The organism is Pedobacter aquatilis, from assembly GCF_030409415.1.
GTDB classification, from domain to species: Bacteria; Bacteroidota; Bacteroidia; order Sphingobacteriales; family Sphingobacteriaceae; genus Pedobacter; species Pedobacter aquatilis.
Genome location: NZ_JAUFPW010000035.1, coordinates 12168 through 37043, shown reverse-complemented (window position 1 = coordinate 37043; position 24876 = coordinate 12168). Strand labels below are relative to the sequence as shown.

Below are 24876 nucleotides of genomic sequence, written 5' to 3'. Positions count from 1 at the left end.
TTAGTATAATTCGGCTGTTTTTTGACGCCCTTATTGTTATTCAATTTATTACAGCATTTAGAGCTAACCGATATATTCAGTCTAAACAGTAATTTTTTAAGAAAGCAGTACAAAACTTATTCATGCTTAAACATTTAAAAACACTTTCTGGTCATCAAAATCCTGTTTATGCTTTAGCCAATTCGGCAGATAAGAACATATTCTTTAGTGCTGGAAACGATAAAGGCGTTGTAGAATGGTCGTTGGAAACGATGGCTTTTGTTAAGGTAAAAATGCCTGTACAAAGCTCTGTTTACTATATACATTACTATAACGAAAAGCTTTTTATTGGCGAAAGAAGTGGTGCTTTTAGTGTTTATGATTTAGGCGAAGAAAAAGTTATCGCAAGAATAAATGCCCATACCAAACCAATTTTCAATATTCAAACCATAAAGAGCAAAAACGAACTTTTAACTACTGGCGAAGATGGAACAGTTGCCGTTTGGTCGCTTAACGATTTTTCAGAAATTTATCGTTTTCAGGCAGCCTACGATACAGTTCGGGCGATTGCGATTTCTCCTGATGAAGCCGAAGTTGCATTTGGCTGCAAAGACCATTTGATTAAAATTTACAATCTTTCTGATTACAGTTTAAAGCAAAATTTAGATAGTCATACTTTACCCATAACTTCTTTGGCTTACCATCCCGATGGAAAATATTTAATTTCTGGCAGTAGAGATGCGCAATTAAAAACTTGGAATGTACCAAATTATGAGTTACTACAAAACATTCCAGCGCACATGTTTACCGTTTATGATATCGCCTTTCATCCAACCCTACCCTATTTCGCAACAAGCAGTCAAGATAAAAGCATTAAAATTTGGGATGCAGAAAACTTTAAACTGTATAAAATTTTAAGTTTAGAAAAGGCAGGAACTGGCCACACGCATTCCATCAATAAAATTTTGTGGAGCAATAATGGTAAGTTTCTAATTTCTACGGGCGATGACAGACAAGTTATGGTTTGGGAAATGGAAGACTAAGTTTTTCTTTTTTTGAAAATGAACGTGTAGTATTTTCATCGCTTACAGCAGTCCCGCTTTCGCCTATAGTCCTCGCTTCCCGAGAAATCGGGACAGGCTGTACTTCACTCCGGGCTATTTGGCTCTATCGGGTTTAGGTACAAAGAACGGTGTTTCAAAACCTACCCAAAAGCAATGCAAAACGTAAAATAGCCCCGATATACACGGAAATACTTTTGGCAGCAATAACATTCAAAATTGCAATACTGTGTGCCAAAAGATTGTAGTATTGGCGGGATTGCCGTAAATTTTTAACAGAAACCTGCGCTTCTAATTTTCATAATTTTTGAAGCAATACTACACGAAACGCTTTATAATTCTAAGCTTATGGCTATAAACTCCTAATTCTCTATTAAAAATTCCTTGGTCATCAATTGGGTCTATCTTAACCTTCGCTGATGAATGAATAATTTCATTAGAACTTAGCATGATACCAACATGGGTAATTTTCCCTTCAGCATTATCGAAAAATGCAACATCACCAGGTTTAACTTCTGCTAAAAAACCAACTAATTCTCCCTGTTCAGCTTGCTGCGATGCATCGCGATTAAGCTTAATATTTAAAAGCTTAAAAACGGTTTGCACAAAACCTGAGCAATCTAAACCAAAAATGTTTCTGCCACCCCATAAATATGGAACGTTTTGAAAAAACCTAGCAGTTGATTCAATATCTGTCTTAAAATCTGCATCAGTGCTAATATGCGCATCGAAACCGAGTTTAAATTTTTCGTTGCCAACGTAGCAATATCCATCTGCTAAATATGGCAAATTACTCGCCGGGCTTAAATGATACAAACTACCATCCTCAGCAGTTAAAACGTTATTGAAATTTAACGGGGTAAGCGTTTTGCAATCATGCATTTCTACAAACTGAGATTGAGAAATTGGCGCCAATTGCCTGAAATCTATCCAACCCTGGTAACCATCATAGCCGTTTTGAATCAGCCACCACCGTTCTGCTTTCTCAATAATTTCAATGTGCTCACCAAACAGCAATTGCGAAACAATTTCTGCTTTATCAGATGGTTCTGCTCTTAATGGAGCAACTGCAACTCTACAAATACCGTATTGATTTTCCATTTAACTATCATATTGAAAGATGAAGTAAAACTAATAAATAACATTGAGCCACTAACATTTTGCCTGCAAATTTGTTATTTTTATGATGATAATATTTAAATCTGCTCACCATGAACTTTAAGAAAATATTAATTGCTGTAGATAATAGCACTTGTTCAGAAAAAGCTGCAAAAGCAGGTTATGACATTGCTGAGAAATTTGGTGCGGAAGTAGCACTGGTGAATATCATAGAGCCAATACCAGCGAATGTAAATCCAGATTTAACCTTAGCGCCAGTATTTTTAGAAACTTACGATAACAGCGAAGAAAACAGCCACATTTTATTACAAGAAATTGAAACTAAATTTGGTAATGGCATAAAAACTGATTATTTAAGTGTGGTTGACACCGCAGCACATGGAATTATTCAACAATCTGATGAATGGGGTTCTGATTTGATTGTTATCGGTACTTACGGCAGAACGGGTTTATACCATTTTCTGATGGGGAGTGTTGCAGAACACGTAGCCCGAAAATCAGCTTGTCCGGTTTTAATTATTCCAAATAAAGCAGAGATTGGTTAGTTGGTTCATTGGTTCATTGGTTCATTAAGAAAGAAGACTTAGAACTATGAAATTTGTTGTAGCCGGGAAAAGTTATGAACTGAAATCTTTAAAATCTTAAAAATTCCAAAAAATCTGATAAAAAAAAGCGCTTAACAATTAAGCGCTTTTTTTATAAATCTAAAATCGTAAATCTATAAATCTTAATTCTCCTGGTGTAACCAAGCTTTTTTTGCTAATAATTCTTCTTCGGTTTCACGAATATCTTCATCATCTACGCAACAATCTACCGGACAAACAGCCGCACATTGTGGTTCATCGTGAAAACCTTTACACTCAGTACATTTATCAGAAACAATATAATAAACCTCATCAGAAACTGCTTCCTGAGATGCTCCGGCATCTATTTGTTGATTACCAAAATCAATTATACCATCTAAATTCGTTCCGTCAGAAAAACGCCATGCAGTACCGGCATCGTAAATTGCATTATTTGGGCATTCTGGTTCGCAAGCCCCACAATTTATACACTCATCAGTTATTTTAATCGCCATGTCTTCGTCTAATTCTTTTGCTTAGTTTACCTTTGCGCTGCAAATATAAGATATAATCAATTAATAATAATTCTAAATATGTCAGTTTTAACTCAGAAAAAGGTAATAATCGCATTTAAAAAACTTGGAGAAAAGCTTAAAAATCCGACTGACGTTTTAGAAAGTGAAATGTATGCTGCCGAAGCAAGTAATCCGTGGTTTACTAATGGCAACATTAAAAAGTCTGTCTTATCTTTTGCTAAAATGCTTGAAGAACAAGATATTGATAAATGGTTTGAGGCCGTAAAATTTAGTTCGAGGCCTAAAAAAGTGGGTTTAATCCTGGCTGGAAACATTCCAATGGTTGGTTTACATGATGTTTTGGCCGTTTTGGCAACCGGAAATATTGCGGTGATTAAGCTTTCATCATCTGATAATAAATTAATTAAAGCCGTAATAAAAATATTGATGGATATTGAACCTGCATTTCACCATAAAATTGAATATGTAGAAAGATTAAAAGATTTTGATGCCGTTATTGCGACCGGAAGTAATAATTCATCACGTTATTTCGATTATTATTTTAGCAAAGTGCCAAACATCATCAGAAAAAACCGAAATAGCGTTGCTGTGTTAACAGGCTCAGAAACTAAAGAACAAATTGCAAGTTTAGGAAACGATGTTTTTGATTATTTTGGTTTAGGTTGTAGGAATGTTTCTAAAATATATTTCCCAAAGGGATATGATATTGCCAATTTTTATCAAGGTATTGAGCATTTTTTACCTGTAATTAATCATTTCAAATACCAGAATAATTACGATTACAACAAATCAATTTACTTGGTAAATGCAGCTAAACACTTTGATAATGGTTTTTTGTTATTGAAAGAGGACGAAAGCCTTACATCGCCTTTGGCTGTTTTATTTTACGAAGAATATGAAAACCTAAATGATGTAGAAACTAAACTTGTAGAGCTAGAAGAAAATATTCAATGCATAATTACGGCTGCAGATTTACAATTAAAACATTTTGCTCTTGGCGAAAGTCAGCACCCAAAAATTTGGGATTATGCAGATAATGTAAATACTATAGATTTTTTAAATGCTTTATAAGCATTTATTTAGCAAACAACAATCATTTCGAAATTTATTAACATATTGCATCCAAAATGCTCCAAATTAATGCAAAAATGTCTTAAGTCGTTCCTCTTTATTTTCTTAATATTTAGTTGTACAACAGCATTTACTCAACAGGTATGTATTGGCTCGCTTGGTGATCCTGTAATTAATATAAACTTTGGCTCTGGAAATAACTTCGGTCCTGTTGTGCCTTCAACAGGATACGCCTACATTGCAGGTTCGCCCAACGATGGGCAATACACCGTTGCAAATTCTACAAGGGGATTAAACGGTGGATGGTTTGCAATTGAAGACCATACTCCGGGAGATACAAATGGCTACATGATGGTTATAAATGCAGATAATCGCTTGGGTGTTTTCTACGAAGCAACTATAACAAATTTATGCCCTGGAACAACCTACGAATTTGCCGCCTGGATAGTTAACATTTTAAATTATACCTCTACTCAAACAAAGCCTAATGTTACTTTCACTATCGAAAACCGTGCTGGAGATATATTACACAGCTACAACACAGGCAATATCGAAGAAACGAGTTCTCCAGAATGGAAACAATATGCAACGATATTTAAAACTGGAAATGATACCGAAGTAATTTTAAAAATCACAAATAATGGCAATAGAGGCGCCGGCAATGATATTGCTTTAGATGATATTACTTTTAGAGCTTGTGGACCAACAATAACCTCTTCTATTAATAATACATCTTCAAATATTTCAGTTTGCGAAGGCAGTTCAGGAAACTATGCATTAAGCGCCGGCCTTACAGCAGGCTATTCAGATCCAGCTTATCAATGGCAAAAATATGATGGAACAACTTGGAATGATATTCAGGGAGAAAATTCATTGCAAACAAATGTTAACCTAACAAATTTTTCAAGCGGAACTTACAGTTATCGGTTAACTGCTGCCGAAAGACAAAATATTGGTTCCTTAAATTGCAGAGTTGCTTCTGCACCTTTAATTATCACCATTAATCCGACGATAAATACTGTTGCCAGTAATAATGGAGCAGCCTGTGTTGGTGGTTCGATCCAGCTTTCGGCTAGCGAGGGTACAACTTTTTTATGGACCGGACCGAATGGCTTCACTTCTACTGAAAAGGATCCTGTTTTAACAAACGTCCAACTAGAGGCTTCTGGCACTTATACAGTCGCGGCAACAAGCAATGGGTGCACAAGCATATCCTCAACTGACGTAAAAATTATAGAGCCAATTGAAATTTCTATAAACTTAAATTCAGTTTATACTTGCGAGAGCCAACCTATACAACTAGAAGCATCTGGTGGTGTAAGCTATAAATGGTTTCCTGTAGATGGGTTGTCTAATCCTAATATTGCAAATCCAATAGCCAATCCTAAAGAAAGTACTGTTTATACCGTAACTGTTTCAAATGGAAATTGTTCTGCCACGGCAACTTTAGCAGTTAATATAATCAAAAATGCAATTGCAGATGCCGGAAATGATTTAAAAACTTTAGAAGGAAAGTCTGTTGTGCTGAACGGAAAAGTTACTGGAGATAATGTGAGGTATTTTTGGACACCTTCAGATTATCTTGACGACCCAACAAAGCTTAACCCAATTGCAACACCTCCTGTAGATATTACTTACACGCTCCATGCAGAATCAAATTCTGGTTGTTTAAGCAGCGCTGATGAAGTTTTTATAAAAGTTTATCCGAAAATTATTATAGCAAATTCTTTTTCACCCAATGGTGATGGTGTTAACGATAATTGGATAATTCCTGCTATTGATGCTTTCCCTGATGCAAAAATTAAGGTGACTAATAGATATGGCAACCTGGTTTACGAAAACAATGGCATTTACATCCCTTGGGATGGCAAAACTCAAGGAAAAGATTTACCATCAGCAACATATTACTACACCATCTATCTTAACGAAGATTTTCCAATATTTTCTGGTTGGGTTTTCATTGTTAGATAAAAACAGGCGGCTTCCTTTCGCTTATCATTTTGAAATGCTATTTTTGAACACAATGTATATCCTTAAAGTAAAAGGCATCGCCAAAATTCCAGACTATGTACAGCTAAGAGATGATAAATTTACTTTGTTGGCATATTTTAGAGTTGATAGACCAGATAAATCTTTAGATAAGTTAGGTTTGGGTGATAAATTAGAATACATAATGGAAAAGGTAAAAGATTTACCTTTTGGGCAGATGGCTAAATTAGAAATATAAAATGGCAGGCAACGCAGTAATTCATTTAAATAATGTTGATGTTTTTCAACAAAAACACTTAGTATTATCAAACGTAAATTTACATATAGAGAAGGATGAGTTTGTTTTCCTAATTGGACAAACAGGTTCTGGCAAGAGTAGTTTACTTAAAATTTTGTACGGAGATTTACATATTGGTAATGGTAACGGCAACATAGCAGGCTTCGATCTTAAAAACCTAACTGAAAATCAGGTTCCTTTTCTACGTAGAAAATTAGGAGTTGTTTTTCAGGATTTTCAATTGCTAACGGACAGAACTATAGAAAAAAACTTAGAATTTGTGCTTAAGGCGACCGGCTGGAAAGACCAAAATTTAATTAATGAGCGCATAAAAGATGTTTTAGATAAAGTGGGTTTACGTTCTAAAATAAAGAAAATGCCACATGAAATTTCTGGTGGAGAACAACAACGTATTGTAATAGCAAGGGCCTTACTTAACGACCCTGAAATTATTCTTGCTGATGAACCTACAGGGAATTTAGACCCAGAAACATCAGAAGAAATTGTAACGCTATTAAAGCAGATTAGCCAAAATGGTACAGCTGTCTTAATGGCAACCCACGATTATCACATCATTAGAACATTTCCATCAAGAATCATTAAATGTGAAAACGGTGTGGTTTTAGAAGATGCTCAAATCGCTTAACAGAATTACAATCTACGAAGTACGATTTTCGAATTAGTCGTGCCAATCAAAAATCGTAAATCTAAATTCTAAAATTCCATGTCAGTCAATCAGCCAATCTGATCAGATAATTAACAATAAATCTGTCAGCTTGGCTGATTTGCGTTAATGGCAAAATAGTTGTGTATTAGTCAAAAAAATTCAGCCTCAAATTATGTTTAATAAGAAGAAAAATAACGATACAGAAGAAAATATAATGAATACTGAAAATACATCAGAAAACACTACTCCAGAAAATGTAGCCAACGCTGATGCGCAAGAAAGCATAGAACAGGTAGAAGAGCAAACTGCTGAAGAAAAACTTCAAGCTGAAGTTCAACAACTTAACGATAAATATTTACGCTTATATGCAGAGTTTGACAATTATAAGCGCCGTACTCAGAAAGAACGCGTAGAGTTATTACAAACTGCTGGTAAAGATGTAATTGTTTCACTTTTACCTGTTTTGGATGATTTTGACCGTGCTTTAAAAGCTATGGATACTGCAACTGAAGTTGCGCCAGTTAAACAAGGTATTTTATTGGTTAGCAATAAATTAAAAAATACTTTGTCGCAAAAAGGTTTAAAAGATTTAGAAAGCATTAATAAAGAGTTTGATACAGATTTCCACGAAGCAATTACCAATATTCCCGCACCAACTGAAGAGTTAAAAGGTAAAGTAATAGATGAAGTTGAAAAAGGATATACTTTAAACGATTCTGTTATTCGCTTTGCTAAAGTTGTAGTTGGAGCATAAAAATTAGTGAATGATAAAATGAGTGAGTGATTGAATGTTTGACACATTCTCTAATTCAATCATTCAAAATTCAATCATTTTAAAAATAAAAATGAGTAAAAGAGACTATTATGATGTACTTGGCGTATCCAATAGCGCCTCGGCAGACGAGATAAAGAAAGCTTATCGTAAAATGGCAATTAAATATCACCCGGATAAAAATCCTGGCGATAAAAGTGCCGAAGATATGTTTAAGGAAGCAGCAGAAGCTTATGAAGTATTAAGTAATGCTGAAAAAAAACAACGCTATGATCAATTTGGTCATGCTGGTGTAGGCAGCAGTGCATCTGGTGGTTACGGTGGCGGCAATATGAATATGGACGATATATTCAGTCAGTTTGGCGATATTTTTGGCGGTCACAATCCATTTGAAAGTTTCTTCGGCGGCGGTGGTGGAGGTCAGCAACGTGGCGGACGCAGAGTTGCAAAAGGCTCAAATCTTCGTATTAAGGTAAAACTTACTTTAGAAGAAATTGCACATGGTGCTGAGAAAAAGATTAAAGTTAACAAGTTAATTTCTTGTAAAACTTGTGATGGTACAGGAGCAAAAGACAAATCTTCTGTAAGTACTTGTGGTACTTGCGGTGGTAGCGGACAAGTTCGCAGAGTAACCAATACCATTTTAGGGCAAATGCAAACAGCATCTACCTGCCCTACTTGCAACGGTAGTGGACAACAAATTACTGCAAAATGTAATGTTTGCCATGGCGATGGTGTTGTACGTGGCGAAGAAACCATTACAATTAACATTCCTGCAGGTGTTAGTGAAGGTATGCAATTAAGCATGAGCGGAAAAGGAAATGCAGCTCCAAATGGCGGTATTCCGGGTGATTTGATTATCTTAATTGAAGAAAGCCAGCACGAAACTTTAAAACGCGAGGGCAATAATATTGTTTACGATTTACATTTAAGTTTTGTTGATGCAGCTTTAGGAATGAGCATTGAAGTTCCAACTATTGATGGTAAAGCAAAAATTAAAATAGAACCTGGTACACAAAGCGGAAAATTATTACGCTTAAAAGGAAAAGGTTTACCTGAGGTAAATTCTTATCACAGAGGCGATGAAATTATTCACATAAACGTGTGGACGCCTAAAGCGTTAAGTAGCGAAGAAAGAAGTATGTTAGAAAAACTAAGAGATTCTGCAAACTTTAAACCTCAACCAGGTAAAAACGAAAAAAGTTTCTTCGATAGAATGAAAGAATACTTTGAGTAAAATTAATCAATAAAAAAAACGAAGCCGATACTTAACTAAAAGTATCGGCTTTTTTGATTACTCATATTGGCGATTACCTATTTATTTCAGTTAGGTTGTGTTCGATATAGTTTCCTAAAAACATAGGTTCAAGTGTAATAATTCTATATCACGCTGTAACCTTTGTTAAATTTTACCGACTAATAGTTAACTAAACATTAAACTGTAATGCTGAGTGTAAAAAATATCGTTAAAAAATATTCAAACCATATCGCGTTAGATGATGTAAGTCTTGAAGTAGAACAAGGAAAGATTTTCGGTTTGCTTGGTCCGAACGGTGCCGGAAAGACATCATTAATAAGAATTATTACGCAAATTACTGCTCCAGATAGTGGAAGTGTAATTTTTAATGGTAAAAAATTAAGTTCAAGCCATATTAATCAAATTGGTTACTTACCAGAAGAACGGGGCTTATATAAGAAAATGGAAATTGGCGAGCAGGTTCTTTATTTATCCAAACTTAAAGGCTTAACTACCACCGAAGCTACTAAACGTATTAAATTTTGGTTTGAAAAATTAGATATGGGAAGTTGGTGGAATAAAAAGGTTGAGGATTTAAGCAAAGGCATGCAGCAAAAAGTTCAATTCGTGGCAACAATACTGCACAATCCCGAACTTATAATTTTAGATGAGCCATTCTCCGGATTTGACCCTGTAAATGCTGATTTAATAAAAAACGAAATACTAGAATTAAACGCTAAAGGAACCACTTTCATATTTTCTACACATAGAATGGAAAGTGTAGAAGAACTGTGCGATAACATTGCATTGATTGATAAATCTAAAAAAATATTGGATGGAAGTGTAGATGAAATTAAATCATCTTACAGAAACAATACTTACACAGTCGAATTTAGTGGCAATGAAGATTTTGGCAATAATAGCCTATTTGAAATTCAAGAAAGGCATGAAACCAAAAACGGAACACGCCTTAAATTTAAACTAAAAGATAGCTATACAGCTAATGATGTTTTAGGTTTAATGCTTCCAAAAGTGAGTATAACTCATTTGGAAGAAGTTGTACCAAGTATGAACGATATTTTTATTGAACGCGTAAAAACTAAACGATGAACAAAACATTACTCATTATAAAAAGAGAATATCTATCGAGGGTTAAAAAGAAATCGTTTATTATAATGACTTTTTTAACGCCGCTTATTATTGCTGGTTTTTATGGTTTGATTATTTATTTTTCTATTAAGGGAATTAATGATAAAACCGATAAAATTGCTGTTGTAAATCAAAATAAAACCTTAATAGAACAGCTCGCATCAAATAAAAATGTAACCTACGAGTATGTAAATGAGCCTTTTGAAAAGTTGAAGCAAAACCTCAATAAAAGTGGTTACGATTATATTCTATTACTCCCCGACTTTAACATTGAGGAGCCAAAAGGCATAGAACTAATCGGCAAAAAACAAGCTGGATTAACACTCGATGGAAGAATATCAGATTCGATAGAAGATTTAATTCGTGATTATAAACTAAAACGTTCTGGTATTTCTCAAAAAGATTTAGATAACCTGAAGAGCAACATCAGTATTAAGACTAAAAAAATTGGTGATAAAGGCGAAGAAGAAAGCAGTAGTGCAGGTGCAAGTACAATAATTGCTTTTGTTGCGGGTGTGCTTATGTTTATGTTCATTATGCTTTATGGTGTGCAAGTAATGCGTGGCGTTATCGAAGAAAAAACCAGTCGGATAATAGAAGTAATGATTTCTTCTGTTAAACCTTTTCAACTAATGCTGGGTAAAATTATCGGGATTGCCTTGGTTGGCTTAACTCAATTTTTACTTTGGATTGTGCTCACTTTTTCAATATCGGCATTGGCCGTTGGCATTTTTATAAGTAAAGATGATGCTAAAAAAATTGTATCAAGCAGTCAGGTAAGTTCGTCAAACCCATCTTCACAGCAATTACAAAAAGTAGCCTTAAGTGATGGGCCAATCGGCAATATTCAGGAAAGTATTCAAAACTTAGAACTTGGTAAAATTATAAGCATTTTTATTTTTTACTTTTTAGGTGGATACCTTTTCTACAGCGCACTTTACGCTGCAATAGGCTCCGCTGTTGATAGTGAAACAGAAACACAACAGTTTATGATGCCAGTAATGATGCCATTGCTTGTTGGCTACGCATTATCATTAAGCGTTGTAACGAACGACCCATACGGAAGTATTGCATTTTGGCTATCAATGATTCCGTTTACCTCCCCTATTGCAATGGCTGTAAGGCTGCCATATGGTGTTCCAACGTGGGAACTCGCCCTATCGATGGGAATACTGGTAATTGGCTTTATTGGCACAGTTTGGTTCGCCGCCAGAATTTATCGTGTAGGTATTCTTATGTATGGAAAAAAAGCAAGTATTAAAGAGGTTTTTAAGTGGTTTTGGTATAAAAACTAATGTAGGAGTATTCTATAATCGCATCGACATAAACATACAAGGAATAATTTTAATTTCATTTTAACTTTATAGCACTGAAATAATTATTTTGTGAACAAGGTTATCATCATTGGAGCAACATCTGGTATTGGCGAGCAATTGGCTAAACAAATGGCAGCGCTAAATTATCAGGTTGGAATCTCAGGTAAAAGACAATTATTATTGAACGACATTGAAAAAAGTAATCCTGATAAAATTTGCACCTCCTGTTTTAACATCAATGATGAAGAAAATTTACTGGATAACTTAAATGAATTAGTTGCACGATTAGGTGGCGTTGATATATTTATTTATTGTGCTGGTATTGGCGATGTTAATGAACAACTAAATAACGTTATTGAGCAAAACACCATCCGTACCAACGTGATGTCATTTACAAATGTTATTAATTGGGCATGGAATTATATATCAACCCAAAAGTATGGGCAAATTGTTGCCATAACTTCTGTTGCAGGCTTAAGAGGAAATGATATTGCTCCGGCTTATAATGCGTCAAAATCCTACCAAATAAATTATATGGAAGCCCTTTATAGAAAGGCTTACCAAATGAAACTGCCAATTCATATTTTAGATGTTAGACCAGGTTATGTTGATACAGCCATGGCTAAGGGAGATAAATTATTTTGGGTAACGCCTGTTGCTAAAGCAGCTAAACAAATTATCGAAGGCATAGAAAATAAGGCCAATGTAATTTATGTTAGCAAAAGATGGCGATTATTTGCATGGTTATTTAAAGCAATACCACGATATTTATATAAAAAAGTATAATATGCGCTTTGCTGTAATCGATTTAGGTACAAACACATTTCATTTAATAATTGCAGAAAACTTAAACGGAAAATTTGAGTTGCTTTATAAAACAAATGTACCTGTAAAATTAGGCGAAGGTAGGATAAATGAAAACATTATCATTCCTGATGCATTTCAAAGAGGCATAGATGCCTTAAAAGATTTCCGTAAAACAATAGATGAATTTAGGGTTGATAAAATAAGAGCTACTGCAACTTCGGCTGTTAGGAGTGCCAGTAACGGAAAAAATTTTGTAGCTGCTGTAAAAACCGAAGCCTTAATAGATATAGAAATTATTTCTGGTGATGATGAAGCAAGATTAATTTATGAAGGCGTAAAACTTAGCGGTGCAATTAAAAACTTATCGTTAATAATGGATATTGGTGGGGGTAGTATTGAATTTATTCTTTGCAATACAGAATCTTTAATCTGGAAAAAAAGTTACAACATTGGAGCAGCCCGATTACTCCAGCAATTCTTTAAATCAGATCCAATATCTGATGATGATAAGAACTCTATCCTTCATCATGTTCAAAACCAACTAACTGAATTATTTGAAATTTGCGAGCAGCACCAACCAAAAACATTAATTGGTTCTGCAGGTGCTTTCGAAACCTTTGCAGAACTGGTCAACCTAAAAAACAAGCAAGATAAATCAATCAGCAGGCTTACAACTTACGATTTTAATTATGAAGATTATATCCATACAACACTTAAAATAATCAACAGTACGCATCAACAAAGAGCAGAAATGCAGGGTATTATTCCACTTCGTGTAGACATGATTGTTATCGCTGCATTAATAACAAATTATGTTATGGGCAGATTAAAAATAAATGAATTAAAATTATCTACCTACGATTTAAAAATGGGTGTTTTAGCTTCTATGCTATAACTCTCAAATAAACTTAAGCAACTCCTTATACAGTTTTTCGGTAGGCAACCCCATCACATTTGTATAAGAACCGTTCATTTTTTCTACAACAACTAATCCCCACCAATCTTGCACACCATAACTCCCTGCCTTATCATACGGTTGGAAATTATCAATATAAAAATCAATTTCAGCCCCACTAACTTTTCTACATTCAACTTCTGTTTTATCATAAAATGATAAAATTTTAGCTCCTTTCGCGATAGTTACACCTGTGTAAACCTCGTGTTTATTTCCAGATAACTTAGCTAACATTTCCTGAGCATGTACTTTATCCCTTGGTTTACCTAAAATCTCTCCTTTCAACGCTACAATTGTATCGGCCGTTATTACAATTTCGTGATCAAATTTAAACGCTTTTGCCTTTTGCTCGGAAATGTAAACGGCAATTTCCTCAGGTTTTAAACCTTCTGGATAACTTTCATCAACATCTTTAAGTTCTACCGTAAAGTTTAAACCCATAAGTTTTAATAATTCTTGTCGGCGGGGCGATTTTGATGCCAGTATAATTTGTAGGTTTTGAAGCATTTTCAACAATATATATATATGCAGCTAAAATAAGAAAAGCGACCCAAAGCCGCTTTTCTTATTTAATGTTTTTCAAAATTACTATTGACCACCACCTTGCATACGGGCTTCCATAGCTTTTTTACGTTCATCTAGCCATGCTTTAAATGTAGGTTTTTGTTCTGCAGTTAAAACAGCATCAATTTTGGTATTGGTTTCTTCGTTCATTTTCATCATTTTCTCTCTCATACCAGACATGTCTCCACCTGCTGCTTCCCTTGCTTTGGTCATTTCTGCACCCTGAGCAGTATAGATTGCCAAGACTTTGGTCTTCTGCTCATCGCTAAGTTTTAATTTTTCTGCAAGCATATCGGTGCTTCTTTTAGCACGCTCTTCTGGTGTTCCACCCATACGACCGCCACCTTGCTGCGCATTTGCATAAGTTATTACAGAGAATAACAAAGCGCAAATCATCATTAATTTTTTCATCTTATTTGTTTTTAGTTGAATTTAGACTTATTGGAGTATCCCAATAATCAAAAGTTTAACCAGCAGATGTAACTTAATTGTTGCGAATAAAGAAAATTATAGATTTCGGTTTGCAGAGACACAGACCAAAGAATTTCAAGAAGATAAAATGTAAGAATAATTATTTTCCAGAATCGACTGCAAGTGGATTCGCATCACTCCATTTACCTTGTACTTTCATTACTTTTTCGATAATATCTCGCACAGCGGTTTTACCTCCATTATATGGAGAAATGAAGGTAGAAATTGCTTTAATTTCCTCTACCGCATCAGCAGGACAGGTTGGCAAACCAACCAATTGCATTACTTGTAAATCAGGAATATCATCGCCCATGTAAAGCACCGCATCTGCCGAAATATTTTTATCAATTAAATATTGATTAAATATTTCAACTTTGTCTCCAGCTGCTAAAAAAACATCCTTTATTCCAAGGTTGGAAAAACGTTTTGCCATCGCAATGCCATCACCTCCCGAGATAATACAAAGGTTATAGCCTTTCTTAACAGCTAATTGCATTGCATAACCATCCTTAATATTGAAGGTTCTTAGCGATTGCCCATTATCCATTACCTGAACTGAACCATCGGTTAAAACGCCATCAACATCAAAAATGAACGTGGTAATTTCCCTTAGTTTTTGAAGAAACATATTTGGTTAGAACTTATGAGTTTCCTGCTTTTACGCTTAGACATGTAACAGAGAAAACTGTTAACAGATAACTTAATCTTGATTATCTCTCCATTCGTAAACCCAGGCAGATTGAATTTGCTCCAAGTGACCTTCGTTGCTTTCTTCTCGAGTGCCTTTGAAATTCGGTAATGATAAAACCCACTCTAATAGCTCGGTGAAACGAATACGGTAAATTTTAGTTTCACCAAATTCATCGCCAAACTTTTCATATAAAGACATTGCGATATCTTCATAATCGTTCCAGTAAAAAGGTAATGCAAATTTATCGTTATTCATGTTTTCTTAGATTGAAAAGTTTCAAAGTTTTAATGTTTTAAATGTTGTAATGTTACCTGAAAAGTTTAAAGAGGAAGTTAATAATAAAATATCTACCTCCAAAAACTTCTGCCTCTGGACTAAAGACTGCAACCTAATTAGTGCCCCATAAAACCAGACTGATCTGGAATTGTAACTTCGATGTCGCCATTAATTATAATACATTGGCAGCCCAATCGTGAAGTAATTTTTGGGCGAACGGCTCTATCGATAAAATCTTCTTCCTTATCAGAAATTTCTTCAATATTATCCATGCCTTTGGTTACGTAAACATGGCAAGTACTGCAACCACAAACGCCACCACAATTGTGTTGAAGTTCTATACCATTATCAAGGCAAACATCTAAAACAGATTCTCCGGCTGCTATCGGCAATTCTACCGACTCGTGATCTGCTTCTTCAAAATTTATTTTTAGTTTAAAAATGCTCATAATTATTTGCAAAAGTAATAAGCAAAAGCCGCAATTAGGCTATTTATGTGTTATTTTAATGCTGTTGCTTAAAGTTTGATAAATATCCTGCAGCTCTGGCATGTCAATAAGCATCTTTAAATGCTTATTTATAGTGTTTTGATCCTCACGAACCGCAGGTCCGGTTTGAACATCGATTGGCAAATTTGTCATTACTTTATCTGCTGTTTCGAAAATTAATGGCCTTAAAATATCAAATTCAAGCTGATTTGAATTTAAAATTTTAGCGGCAAGAGCGTATAAATGATTTGGAAAATTACAAGCAAATACAGCTGCCAAATGTAAAACCTTACGCTTTTCTCCATCTAATTTATAAACCTTATTTGATAGGGTATTCGCTAATTTTTCCAGTGTATCTAAATCCGCTTCTGTTTCGGCTTCAATACAGAGTGGAATATTATCGAATGAAATAGACTTAGCTTTTGAAAAGGTTTGTAACGGATAAAAAACACCAGACTTTAAACCCTGCTTTGATAATACATCAATACCTGTTGTTCCAGATGTGTGCACAACCAAGCCGCTAACGTTTTTTAGTTGAGCTGCAACTTCATTAATTGCATCATCTTTTACTGATATAATGTATAAATCTGCTGTGACAGATAAATCCGCAAAGTTACAAATTGCCTCCGCACCAATTTCAACGGCAAGAAATTTTGCATTATCTAAATTCTGACTGTAAACCTGCAGAATATTTTCGCCTTTTGCTTTAAGTGCTTTAGCTAAATGAGTGGCAACATTGCCAGAACCCAATAATACAATGTTCATATTTATGCAAGTTTAGCTTCTTTTCTTCTTCTAAAAATTGAAAGCAAGAAACCAACAACCATAACAATGGTACCCACCCAATAAAAATTAATGTAAGGAAACTCGATAGCTTTAAATACAACCCAGTCTTTTGCTTGCTGAGGTTTTTCAAAAATCTGAAGTTCGACCTTTTTCTCATCAGGTAAAACACGGGTAAAACGGAATTTTAAATCCAGTTCATCAACTTTACGTGCAAAATCGAAAGTATTAGTTCCTTTAATCAAAAAGATTGGCTCGGTATTATAAATTTTTCCACTTGAGTTAATTTCTAGAGGTAATCCAACTGCAAAATCATCTTTTGTTAAAACCAAATCTTTAGCAACAGGCTTATTATTTAACCCTTTAACTGTTACAATTCCACTTGATGTATGGATAGTATCGCCTTCTGAAACCTTAATGATACGTGGTGCTTTATAATTTTCATCATCAGAATGGCCTTCGTGATCCTCATGAGATTCTTTTTTTATTGCACTTGTAATGTGCGTGTACACATCATAAGTTAAATAATGTTTTGTGTCAGGAGAAGAAATTAGTCCCATTTTTTCATTATCCTGAATATGAGGATGTAAGTTAAAGTCTTCTTTTACCTTACCTTCTTTATCAACAACTTTAAAATTTAAAGTAAAGGTTGTATTTGGAGCCTCAACAGTATCACTAACATAAGTTACAGTATATTTACCCATTTGTTTAGGCTCATTTTTGTATAAAATTATGTTCTCTCCCGGTTTTTCTACTTTCTCAAAATCTATAACCGGAATAAAGTTATTTGCATTTATTGATATTGGTTTACTAGTTGCTGCAGAAATTAAAGCACCCAAAATCAGTAATGCAAAACCAATATGAGCTACTGCTGCACCAGCCAGTTTAGCCTTACCTGCAAATGCCTGATATAAAATGCTGGTATTAGAAAGAATAGCAAACATGCAACTGAAAGTTATCAGAATGTACATTGTATTGATATAAATACTGGTAATATATACCAATCCTGCTGTTATAACAATCGAAAACAATATAGCTGAAACTAAACTGCTGTAAAATTTGCGTGGGTCTGTTCTTTTATATTTTAAATATTGAGAAAACCCTGAAATTAAAAGCGTTATAATAACAAACGGCGCTTGCCACTGATTATAATATTTGATTGCATCTGGTGGTGGAGCAAAACTAGTACCGAAAGCTTTATTAAATACAGGCACTGAAGTAGAACAAATTACTTGAATACAAGCCATTGTTACAATCAAAGCACCTACAAACATCCAAAATTCGCGTGAATAGGTTTCCTCATCTTTAGTTGTAATTGGAAGTTCCTTCCATCGTTTTACAATTAAAAATACGGCTAAAAGTGTAAAAACAACATTATACAAAATAAGGTGACCAAACATGCCCATATCCGTAAAAGAGTGAACCGATGTGTCGCCTAAAATTCCGCTTCGGGTTAAAAACGATGCATAAAGCACTAATATGAAACTTAAAAAAACCAATGCAATAGCTGTGAAATAAGCATGTCCAGTATTTTTAAATGCAATCATTACATGCACAGCAGCAATTAGGGTTAACCATGGAATTAGGGATGCATTTTCTACAGGATCCCAAGCCCAAAAACCTCCAAAGTTTAATGCTTCATAAGCCCAGAATGAACCCATAATAATTCCAGTCCCCAAAATCATTACGGCAAAGAGTGTCCAAGGCATTGCTGGTTTAATCCACTCTTTATATCTTTTTTGCCATAAAGCAGCTATTCCATAAGCAAATGGAACAACCATACTTGCAAAACCTAAAAATAAAGTTGGTGGATGTATAACCATCCAATAGTTTTGTAATAGCGGGTTTAAACCCTTACCATCTGTAATAAATTTTAGATAATTCTTGAAGTTTTCTGGATTTGCAAAAACAACCGGACCTTGTGATTTTAAGTCAACTGCATCTCTTAAAAGAATAAATGGTGAACTTCCAATGCGCTCGCCAAATATTTCAACGCCTAGTAACATAGAGGTTAAAAACACTTGAGAAAAAGCAACAACAGTCATAACCGGGCGTTCCCAGGTTTTAGCTTTCCATATTAAAAGCCCACCCAATAACGATTGCCAAAAAGCCCAAAGCCAAAAACTACCTTCTTGTCCTTCCCAAAAGGCAGAAACAATATAATATATAGGAAGTTGTTTTGATGAATGATCGTAAACGTAATTGTATTCGTAATAATGACCAAGAATCAGGTAGAATAATACAGCACCAATACCAATAATGCTGGCCCAGTTAATAAAAAATCCAATTCTACCAAGATTTCTCCAGGATTTATCTTCTAAATTTTTCTCGCGACTGGCATAAAAATATGCGATTGTTGAAAGTAAAGATGCACTAAAAGCCAACACAATGAAAAACTGTCCGATTTTACCCGGTAACAGGTTTTCGCCTACAAATTGAATATCCATTAAATTAATTATATTTTTTCTCGCCGTATTTCCCTACAGTATCAACCTTACCATCTTTATTAATCTCAACCAAATTATCATTGTATTTAGATGGGCACTTCATTAAAATTTTCGACGCATAAAACTTATCGCTTTTCATCTGACCGATGAGTACCAATTTTTCAGATTTTTCAAAATCCTGTGGCTTAGTTCCGTTATATATTACTTCACGAATTTCACCTTTTTCATCCTTCATGTGGAAACCAAAATGATTAGGATCTTTTACAGCATCATAATAAGTGCCATTAGCTTTTTCCCAATAGCCCATTACATGTTCCTCTTTACCAGAAGTAGATGCTTCTTTAAAATTTGAATATGTATCGGTATTTGCGTTCAGGCTAAATAAGATTCCCACTGAAATGGCAATGGTGATCAAACCAATAATAGCACTTTTTTTCATTTTATATATTATTGTAAAAGTTGGTAACAAAGATAGAAAAATAGGCTTAGCCAACATTCTTTTACATATTTCTTGTCTTTATATTGACAATCAGGTGATGATTTGAAAGATTGAAATCAATTCCTATAATGATTTATAACTGTTCTATGGAAATCCTTAAATTGTAGCTTCACTCCATAAAATTCTGCCCATTTTTTAATTAAGTTTGCTACTTAAAATCAACCCAGTTGATTAATTAAAAACCGACAAAGAACAATTTATACCTGTATTACAAACTTGATATTCTGCAGATTTTTAATAATCCGAAATCAAATAATAATATTTTAACAATCTTAATAATATGCTACACGATAATCTTATCCTGATTTTGGTTTTATTACTTGGCGTAACCATTCTGGTTATGGTTGGTCAAAAACTAAAAATATCTTACCCTATATTTCTTGTTTTGGCTGGTTTATTAATTGGTTTCATCCCCGGAATGCCAGCAATAAAAATAGACCCAAACATTGTTTTTTTATTGTTTTTGCCTCCCCTACTTTACGAAGCGGCTTGGTTTACCTCGTGGAAAGATTTTTATGAATACAAAGGCGCCATCTTTTTAACTGCAGTTGGGTTAGTGATAATCACCTCTATTGCAATCGCTTATGCATCGGTAGCATTTATTCCTGGTTTTACGTTGGCGCTTGGGTTTTTATTGGGCGGAATTGTGTCGCCGCCAGATGCCGTTGCCGCAGCAGCAGTTTTAAAAGGAATGAAAATCCCGAAAACTGTAAGCGCATTATTAGAGGGCGAAAGTTTAGTAAATGATGCATCAAGTTTAATTGTATTTAAGTTTGCATTGGCAACCGTTGCTACCGGAAGTTTTATTTTTCAAGATGCGGCTGTCAGTTTTGTTTCGGTAGCAGGTTTAGGAATTGTAATTGGTTTAGCTATTGGTGGAATATTTTACACCATCCACCGTTGGTTACCAACAACAGAAAATATTGATACTGTACTTACCTTGCTCACTCCCTATTTTATGTACATCGTGGCAGAGCACTTCGAAGCTTCGGGCGTTATGGCTGTTGTTTCTGGCGGATTGTTACTTTCCAGCCAATCGCATGTAATATTAACTTCAAACTCAAGGATAAAAACAGTATCCGTTTGGTCTGCGCTTATTTTTATGTTGAATGGCGTAGTTTTTATTTTAATTGGTTTAGCATTACCAGAAATTGTTAACGGACTTGGTCCTGATTACCCGATTTATAATGGAATTGCTTATGGTGTTGGTATCAGTATTTTAGCATTAGTTGTTCGTTTCCTTTGGCTATTTTCTACATCAGAGATTACCAGATTGGTAAATAAAACATCAAGAGAAAGGTATAAAGATGTGACATGGCACTCTTTAGCGGTTATTGTATATGCAGGAATGAGAGGTGTTGTTTCGTTGGCTGCAGCACTTTCAATTCCGGTAATGATTAGCGACCAGATACCTTTTCCACTTAGAAACTTGATCTTATTTATCACTTTTGTTGTGATTTTTGTAACGTTAGTTATTCAAGGTTTAACCTTACCGTTATTTATAAAGTTTTTGAAAATTCCGGAATCGAAACATAAACTTTCTGAGCAAGAGCAAACCAACCAGATTAAGTTAAAGTTAATCGACCTTTCTTTGGATAAACTCAATGCAGATTACCAACACCAATGTACCCATAACGAGTTAATGGTAAATTTAAAAGCAGAGCTTCAACATTCTTTAATTGAGAAAAGAGATACTTTAAATGCTTTCAAAAAAGGTGAGATTGATACCACCGATTTAAAAGCGTACCATGAAATAATGATTGCTTTGATTGCTGTACAACGTGATGAATTGCATCGTTTAAAAAGTGATAAAAATTATGATGATGAAGTTATTAGAAAAGAAGAATGGAGGTTGGATTTGGAAGAATTAGGCATCACTTCTTCAGAGTAAATGGTTTTGTCTCAAGTGTTTGTTTTACAGATTTTATAATTTACTCAAGATAACCTTGTGTCAACCATGTTATTTACCTGTCTTGGCCAGACGGGCTTTTTTCTTTTGACAACAAAAGAAACAAAATTGCCGGCTGAAAATTTTTGTATGGAAGTCAGTGGTGCGGCTTTGACAATGCATCACCAAAAATTTATTAGGCCGGATTAGAGTAGAACGAAGATTCTCTACTTAGGCTTAGCTGAACGTGGGGTATTTCCCATTTACTAAAGTGACTGCTGTTCTTAAACCCGATTTAGCGAAAATACTTTTAAAATTGCAGCAACCTCAAATGTACTGAGCAGGACAGAAGTTTTTAAAAGATTGTAGCGAGAGCGGGGCCAACCCTAACCTATGAAAAACCGAAGCAATCATTTCCAAAATAAAAATATGCCTACAAAAATATTTTAATGAGAGCATTAATTGTCTCGATAAACTAAAAAATCCTTGCAAATTGTACATCTGCAAGGATTTTTTATTTTAAGCTTTCGCCTTTCAGCTTATTATGGCCAAACACCTAAATTCATGTAAGAAACGGCAATTTTATCGATTGAGTTGACAAAAGCTGCTGTTCTTAATGTACCTGTACCCGGCTTGTTTTTCAAAGTTTCACGAATTTCGTGGTATGAATGGATCATGGTATCTTCTAAACCTGAGTTTACCAATTCCATCTCTGATGCACCCTTAACAATCATTAAACGGTGTTCTGGAAGAATAGTCTTACCCGTTAAGTTTTCTAAAGTTGCAATTAAATTCGCGTTTGAATTAGCCGCATAACGGTTTTCCATACGCCCGAATGCTACGTGAGAAAGGTTTTTTAACCACTCGAAATAAGAAACTGTAACACCACCAGCGTTACAATACATATCTGGAATGATGATACCGCCCATTTCAGTGAAGATGGCTTCAGCTTCTGGAGTAGTTGGTCCGTTTGCACCTTCAGCAATGATTTTAGCTTTAATATTACGAATATTAAGTTCAGTAAACTGATTCTCTAAAGCCGCAGGAACAATGATATCGCAATCTTGTTCTAAACCTTCCATAGAATTTTTAAAATCTGTAGCACCTGGGAAACCTAAAATTGAACCAGTGTTTTTACGATGAGCAAAAACCTCATCAACATTTAAGCCATTTGGATTATAGATAGCACCTTCAAACTCGCATAAACCTACGATGGTAGCACCAAATTCTGCTAAAAATTTAGCGGAGTGATAACCTACATTACCTAAACCTTGAACGATTACACGTTTATCGCCCAAACCAGCTTTTAAACCAATTTTAGCCATATCTTCTGCTACTTCAACACACTCGCGAACGGCATAAGCCACACCACGACCAGTTGCTTCTTTACGTCCACGGATACCGTGTAAAGCAATTGGTTTACCAGTTACGCAACCTAATGCATCTAGCTGACCAGGATTCATCGTCATGTATGTATCGGCAATCCAGCTCATTTCACGTTCGCCCGAACCGTAATCCGGAGCAGGAACATCAATACCAGGACCTATAAAATTCTTTTTAATTAACTCGGTAGTGTAACGACGGGTAATCGTTTCTAACTCTGCTACACTATATTGTTTGGTGTTGATTTTGATACCACCTTTAGCACCGCCGAATGGAACGTTTACGATGGCACATTTGTAGGTCATTAAGGCTGCAAGCGCCATAACTTCATCTTCGTTAACCATTTCGCTGTAACGAATACCACCTTTGGTTGGGCTCATGTGATGCGAGTGTTCTACACGCCATGCATCGATAACCTCAAAACCGTTTCCTCTGCGAATTGGGAATTGGAAACGATACACACTATTACACGCTTTAATCTGGTTCAATAAACCTTCTGGGTGATTGGTGAATTGAGCCGCACTGTCAAAGTTCTTACAAACATCTGCAAAGAACTTGTTCTCGTCTGCTAGATTAGCCATTATTTATTTTTTATGAATTAAGTATGCTGCAAAATTGCCTAAAAAAAGAGCATATATCCAAATGAAAAAATACTTAGTGTATAGCCAACACCAATCGTTTTTGGTTCAAATAACAGCTTTAAACTCGTTAAACTTAGTTTTTAGTCGTGTTTTCTTTTTCGATTTTTTTTAATCTTTTATCGATAGAAAATAGATAAGCCAATAAACCGACTAAAATTATCACAATACAAGCTACAACAACATAAATTTTGCCGTTGCTGCGTAAGGTATCGGCCATTTCTACATCATTATCCTGTGCGAATAATTGTACAGTTAAAAGCATTAATATTATTGAGAAAAGTATCTTTTTCATCTTGATTTTAGTTTTATGTTGTAATGTTGGAGCGTTGTAAAGTTTAAATGTTGAAAATTCGAAGGAAAATCATTATTCCTTACTCCTTAATCTTTGTTCTTTAATCCTTGCCCCTTAATCTTTGTTCTTAATTCGCTTGTTGTTTATTTTCTATAGAACGGATTCTGAAAAGGATGGTGTAGACCCAATAACCGATTAAAATCCAGCCTAAGCAAGCCGGATAAAAAACCATTCTCATGCGGCTATCTAAATCGTAACTGTTAAAACCCGGATTACCACCGTTGCCGGGGTGCAAAGAGTCTTTTAAACGTGGTAAAACGAAAAGTAAAACCACCATCATCGGGAAGGCGAATATGTTATAAATGGCTGAAATTTTAGCTCTCTTTTGCTCTTCATCTATCGCATTGCGAAGAATTAAATAGGCAAAGTAAAGTAAAACCGATATTGCGGCGAAGTTTTGTTTAGGGTCGAAACTCCAGAATTGCCCCCAAGTATATTTCGCCCAGATGGCTCCAGTTACCAAGCCTAAAAGACCAAAAATAATACCTGCATTTACACTTTCAACAGCTTTTAAATCATCGATTTCGCTTTTAGAGTTTAATGATTTTATACTGTAAAAAACAGAAATAGAGAACAATACAATCATTGCAAACCACATGGGAACGTGGAAATAAAGATTCCTAATCGACTCATTTAAAATAGGCAAACGCGGAACGCCCAATAACAAACCTGCAATTGCAGTATAAATTACCAAAACCGAACCTAAAATTTTCCACCAAGTTTTATTCATATGTTAATTTAATTTTGAATGAGTGAGTTTTGAATGATTGAATGCTTCTGTTCTATTCTATTATTTTAATTTCGAATGAGTGAATTATAGAATGAGTGAGTATTTCTGCCCTATTCTATCAGTCAATCATTTACTAATTCTATCATACAATCAATCGACCATTCA

26 protein-coding genes are annotated in these 24876 nt (G+C 34.8%); 13 read left to right on the top strand and 13 right to left on the bottom strand.

Annotated elements, in window-relative coordinates; translation table 11 throughout:
- Positions 1 to 122 precede the first annotated feature (122 nt).
- Entirely contained in the window at positions 123 to 1022 is a 900-nt protein-coding gene (locus QWY86_RS17195) for a WD40 repeat domain-containing protein (protein ID WP_290243860.1), read from the top strand.
- Positions 1023 to 1358: 336 nt separating this feature from the next.
- Here the strand turns inward: QWY86_RS17195 and QWY86_RS17190 are convergent, their stop codons facing one another.
- The gene (locus tag QWY86_RS17190; RefSeq protein WP_290243858.1) at positions 1359 to 2141 is read right to left on the bottom strand and encodes a C40 family peptidase; all 783 of its coding nucleotides are present in this window, start codon (positions 2139 to 2141) and stop codon (positions 1359 to 1361) included.
- Positions 2142 to 2251: 110 nt separating this feature from the next.
- Between QWY86_RS17190 and QWY86_RS17185 the strand changes: the two genes are divergently transcribed.
- Positions 2252 to 2704, top strand: a complete 453-nt coding sequence (locus QWY86_RS17185; protein WP_290243856.1) for a universal stress protein — start codon at positions 2252 to 2254, stop codon at positions 2702 to 2704.
- A gap of 182 nt (positions 2705 to 2886) precedes the next feature.
- Here QWY86_RS17185 and QWY86_RS17180 read toward each other — a convergent pair whose 3' ends face one another.
- Entirely contained in the window at positions 2887 to 3237 is a 351-nt protein-coding gene (locus tag QWY86_RS17180) for a 4Fe-4S dicluster domain-containing protein (protein ID WP_290243854.1), read from the bottom strand.
- Between the two features lie 78 nt (positions 3238 to 3315).
- Here QWY86_RS17180 and QWY86_RS17175 point away from each other — a divergent pair, with 78 nt between their 5' ends.
- From QWY86_RS17175 to QWY86_RS17130, 10 genes are all read left to right on the top strand, one after another.
- Positions 3316 to 4329, top strand: a complete 1014-nt coding sequence (locus QWY86_RS17175) for an acyl-CoA reductase (protein WP_290243852.1) — start codon at positions 3316 to 3318, stop codon at positions 4327 to 4329.
- Positions 4330 to 4398: 69 nt separating this feature from the next.
- Positions 4399 to 6300, top strand: a complete 1902-nt coding sequence (locus QWY86_RS17170; protein WP_290243851.1) for a T9SS type B sorting domain-containing protein — start codon at positions 4399 to 4401, stop codon at positions 6298 to 6300.
- A 52-nt stretch (positions 6301 to 6352) separates the two neighbouring features.
- The gene (locus QWY86_RS17165; RefSeq protein ID WP_290243849.1) at positions 6353 to 6556 is read left to right on the top strand and encodes a fructose-6-phosphate aldolase; all 204 of its coding nucleotides are present in this window, start codon (positions 6353 to 6355) and stop codon (positions 6554 to 6556) included.
- Between the two features lies 1 nt (position 6557).
- Positions 6558 to 7241, top strand: coding sequence for a cell division ATP-binding protein FtsE (locus QWY86_RS17160; RefSeq protein ID WP_290243847.1), 684 nt, complete (start codon positions 6558 to 6560; stop codon positions 7239 to 7241).
- Positions 7242 to 7434: 193 nt separating this feature from the next.
- A complete protein-coding gene (locus QWY86_RS17155) occupies positions 7435 to 8016 on the top strand; it encodes a nucleotide exchange factor GrpE (RefSeq protein WP_290243846.1) in 582 nt (193 codons plus the stop codon).
- Positions 8017 to 8107: 91 nt separating this feature from the next.
- On the top strand, positions 8108 to 9271 hold the full coding sequence (gene dnaJ / locus QWY86_RS17150; RefSeq protein WP_290243845.1) for a molecular chaperone DnaJ: 1164 nt from the start codon (positions 8108 to 8110) through the stop codon (positions 9269 to 9271).
- Between the two features lie 207 nt (positions 9272 to 9478).
- Positions 9479 to 10381 (top strand): ABC transporter ATP-binding protein, encoded by a 903-nt coding sequence (locus QWY86_RS17145; protein ID WP_290243843.1) that lies wholly within the window; start codon positions 9479 to 9481, stop codon positions 10379 to 10381.
- Entirely contained in the window at positions 10378 to 11715 is a 1338-nt protein-coding gene (locus tag QWY86_RS17140) for an ABC transporter permease (RefSeq protein ID WP_290243841.1), read from the top strand. Before QWY86_RS17145 ends, QWY86_RS17140 begins: the two co-directional genes overlap by 4 nt.
- A gap of 90 nt (positions 11716 to 11805) precedes the next feature.
- Positions 11806 to 12522, top strand: coding sequence for an SDR family NAD(P)-dependent oxidoreductase (locus tag QWY86_RS17135; protein ID WP_290243840.1), 717 nt, complete (start codon positions 11806 to 11808; stop codon positions 12520 to 12522).
- Positions 12449 to 13438, top strand: a complete 990-nt coding sequence (locus QWY86_RS17130; protein WP_290243838.1) for a Ppx/GppA phosphatase family protein — start codon at positions 12449 to 12451, stop codon at positions 13436 to 13438. Before QWY86_RS17135 ends, QWY86_RS17130 begins: the two co-directional genes overlap by 74 nt.
- Before the next feature lie 3 nt (positions 13439 to 13441).
- On the opposite strand, the gene QWY86_RS17125 is transcribed toward QWY86_RS17130, so the two are convergent.
- From QWY86_RS17125 to QWY86_RS17090, 8 genes are all read right to left on the bottom strand, one after another.
- Positions 13442 to 14005 (bottom strand): Maf family protein, encoded by a 564-nt coding sequence (locus tag QWY86_RS17125; RefSeq protein WP_290243837.1) that lies wholly within the window; start codon positions 14003 to 14005, stop codon positions 13442 to 13444.
- A gap of 81 nt (positions 14006 to 14086) precedes the next feature.
- Positions 14087 to 14473 (bottom strand): DUF4890 domain-containing protein, encoded by a 387-nt coding sequence (locus tag QWY86_RS17120; protein WP_290243835.1) that lies wholly within the window; start codon positions 14471 to 14473, stop codon positions 14087 to 14089.
- 160 nt (positions 14474 to 14633) lie between these two features.
- Complete coding sequence (locus QWY86_RS17115; protein ID WP_290243833.1) at positions 14634 to 15161, bottom strand: KdsC family phosphatase; 528 nt, start codon at positions 15159 to 15161, stop codon at positions 14634 to 14636.
- A 72-nt stretch (positions 15162 to 15233) separates the two neighbouring features.
- Complete coding sequence (iscX, locus tag QWY86_RS17110) at positions 15234 to 15479, bottom strand: Fe-S cluster assembly protein IscX (RefSeq protein ID WP_231465537.1); 246 nt, start codon at positions 15477 to 15479, stop codon at positions 15234 to 15236.
- A 137-nt stretch (positions 15480 to 15616) separates the two neighbouring features.
- Positions 15617 to 15949: a 2Fe-2S iron-sulfur cluster-binding protein gene (locus QWY86_RS17105; protein WP_290243828.1), complete on the bottom strand. Its 333-nt coding sequence runs from the start codon at positions 15947 to 15949 to the stop codon at positions 15617 to 15619.
- Positions 15950 to 15988: 39 nt separating this feature from the next.
- The gene (locus QWY86_RS17100; protein WP_290243827.1) at positions 15989 to 16753 is read right to left on the bottom strand and encodes a Rossmann-like and DUF2520 domain-containing protein; all 765 of its coding nucleotides are present in this window, start codon (positions 16751 to 16753) and stop codon (positions 15989 to 15991) included.
- 2 nt (positions 16754 to 16755) lie between these two features.
- Positions 16756 to 19218: a heme lyase CcmF/NrfE family subunit gene (locus tag QWY86_RS17095; protein ID WP_290243825.1), complete on the bottom strand. Its 2463-nt coding sequence runs from the start codon at positions 19216 to 19218 to the stop codon at positions 16756 to 16758.
- A gap of 4 nt (positions 19219 to 19222) precedes the next feature.
- Positions 19223 to 19657, bottom strand: coding sequence for a cytochrome c maturation protein CcmE domain-containing protein (locus QWY86_RS17090; protein WP_290243823.1), 435 nt, complete (start codon positions 19655 to 19657; stop codon positions 19223 to 19225).
- 340 nt (positions 19658 to 19997) lie between these two features.
- Here QWY86_RS17090 and QWY86_RS17085 point away from each other — a divergent pair, with 340 nt between their 5' ends.
- Positions 19998 to 21608 (top strand): Na+/H+ antiporter, encoded by a 1611-nt coding sequence (locus QWY86_RS17085; RefSeq protein WP_290243821.1) that lies wholly within the window; start codon positions 19998 to 20000, stop codon positions 21606 to 21608.
- A gap of 539 nt (positions 21609 to 22147) precedes the next feature.
- On the opposite strand, the gene QWY86_RS17080 is transcribed toward QWY86_RS17085, so the two are convergent.
- The 3 genes from QWY86_RS17080 to ccsA all read right to left on the bottom strand — a co-directional run bounded on the left by QWY86_RS17080 (position 22148) and on the right by ccsA (position 24711).
- A complete protein-coding gene (locus QWY86_RS17080) occupies positions 22148 to 23569 on the bottom strand; it encodes a Glu/Leu/Phe/Val family dehydrogenase (RefSeq protein WP_290243819.1) in 1422 nt (473 codons plus the stop codon).
- 133 nt (positions 23570 to 23702) lie between these two features.
- Positions 23703 to 23921 (bottom strand): CcmD family protein, encoded by a 219-nt coding sequence (locus tag QWY86_RS17075; RefSeq protein WP_290243817.1) that lies wholly within the window; start codon positions 23919 to 23921, stop codon positions 23703 to 23705.
- A gap of 127 nt (positions 23922 to 24048) precedes the next feature.
- Positions 24049 to 24711, bottom strand: coding sequence for a cytochrome c biogenesis protein CcsA (gene ccsA, locus QWY86_RS17070; protein ID WP_290243815.1), 663 nt, complete (start codon positions 24709 to 24711; stop codon positions 24049 to 24051).
- Between the last annotated feature and the right edge of the window lie 165 nt (positions 24712 to 24876).

Coding starts and splice junctions, on each gene's coding strand:
- QWY86_RS17175 (WP_290243852.1), top strand. CDS start 3,316: ATGTCAGTTTTAACTCAGAAAAAGGTAATAATCGCATTTAAAAAACTT.
- QWY86_RS17120 (WP_290243835.1), bottom strand. CDS start 14,473: ATGAAAAAATTAATGATGATTTGCGCTTTGTTATTCTCTGTAATAACT.
- QWY86_RS17145 (WP_290243843.1), top strand. CDS start 9,479: ATGCTGAGTGTAAAAAATATCGTTAAAAAATATTCAAACCATATCGCG.
- dnaJ (WP_290243845.1), top strand. CDS start 8,108: ATGAGTAAAAGAGACTATTATGATGTACTTGGCGTATCCAATAGCGCC.
- ccsA (WP_290243815.1), bottom strand. CDS start 24,711: ATGAATAAAACTTGGTGGAAAATTTTAGGTTCGGTTTTGGTAATTTAT.
- QWY86_RS17085 (WP_290243821.1), top strand. CDS start 19,998: ATGCTACACGATAATCTTATCCTGATTTTGGTTTTATTACTTGGCGTA.
- QWY86_RS17095 (WP_290243825.1), bottom strand. CDS start 19,218: ATGGATATTCAATTTGTAGGCGAAAACCTGTTACCGGGTAAAATCGGA.
- QWY86_RS17105 (WP_290243828.1), bottom strand. CDS start 15,949: ATGAGCATTTTTAAACTAAAAATAAATTTTGAAGAAGCAGATCACGAG.
- QWY86_RS17180 (WP_290243854.1), bottom strand. CDS start 3,237: ATGGCGATTAAAATAACTGATGAGTGTATAAATTGTGGGGCTTGCGAA.
- QWY86_RS17100 (WP_290243827.1), bottom strand. CDS start 16,753: ATGAACATTGTATTATTGGGTTCTGGCAATGTTGCCACTCATTTAGCT.
- iscX (WP_231465537.1), bottom strand. CDS start 15,479: ATGAATAACGATAAATTTGCATTACCTTTTTACTGGAACGATTATGAA.
- QWY86_RS17075 (WP_290243817.1), bottom strand. CDS start 23,921: ATGAAAAAGATACTTTTCTCAATAATATTAATGCTTTTAACTGTACAA.
- QWY86_RS17125 (WP_290243837.1), bottom strand. CDS start 14,005: ATGCTTCAAAACCTACAAATTATACTGGCATCAAAATCGCCCCGCCGA.
- QWY86_RS17160 (WP_290243847.1), top strand. CDS start 6,558: ATGGCAGGCAACGCAGTAATTCATTTAAATAATGTTGATGTTTTTCAA.
- QWY86_RS17115 (WP_290243833.1), bottom strand. CDS start 15,161: ATGTTTCTTCAAAAACTAAGGGAAATTACCACGTTCATTTTTGATGTT.
- QWY86_RS17155 (WP_290243846.1), top strand. CDS start 7,435: ATGTTTAATAAGAAGAAAAATAACGATACAGAAGAAAATATAATGAAT.
- QWY86_RS17140 (WP_290243841.1), top strand. CDS start 10,378: ATGAACAAAACATTACTCATTATAAAAAGAGAATATCTATCGAGGGTT.
- QWY86_RS17165 (WP_290243849.1), top strand. CDS start 6,353: ATGTATATCCTTAAAGTAAAAGGCATCGCCAAAATTCCAGACTATGTA.
- QWY86_RS17190 (WP_290243858.1), bottom strand. CDS start 2,141: ATGGAAAATCAATACGGTATTTGTAGAGTTGCAGTTGCTCCATTAAGA.
- QWY86_RS17080 (WP_290243819.1), bottom strand. CDS start 23,569: ATGGCTAATCTAGCAGACGAGAACAAGTTCTTTGCAGATGTTTGTAAG.
- QWY86_RS17195 (WP_290243860.1), top strand. CDS start 123: ATGCTTAAACATTTAAAAACACTTTCTGGTCATCAAAATCCTGTTTAT.
- QWY86_RS17185 (WP_290243856.1), top strand. CDS start 2,252: ATGAACTTTAAGAAAATATTAATTGCTGTAGATAATAGCACTTGTTCA.
- QWY86_RS17090 (WP_290243823.1), bottom strand. CDS start 19,657: ATGAAAAAAAGTGCTATTATTGGTTTGATCACCATTGCCATTTCAGTG.
- QWY86_RS17130 (WP_290243838.1), top strand. CDS start 12,449: ATGTTAGCAAAAGATGGCGATTATTTGCATGGTTATTTAAAGCAATAC.
- QWY86_RS17170 (WP_290243851.1), top strand. CDS start 4,399: ATGCAAAAATGTCTTAAGTCGTTCCTCTTTATTTTCTTAATATTTAGT.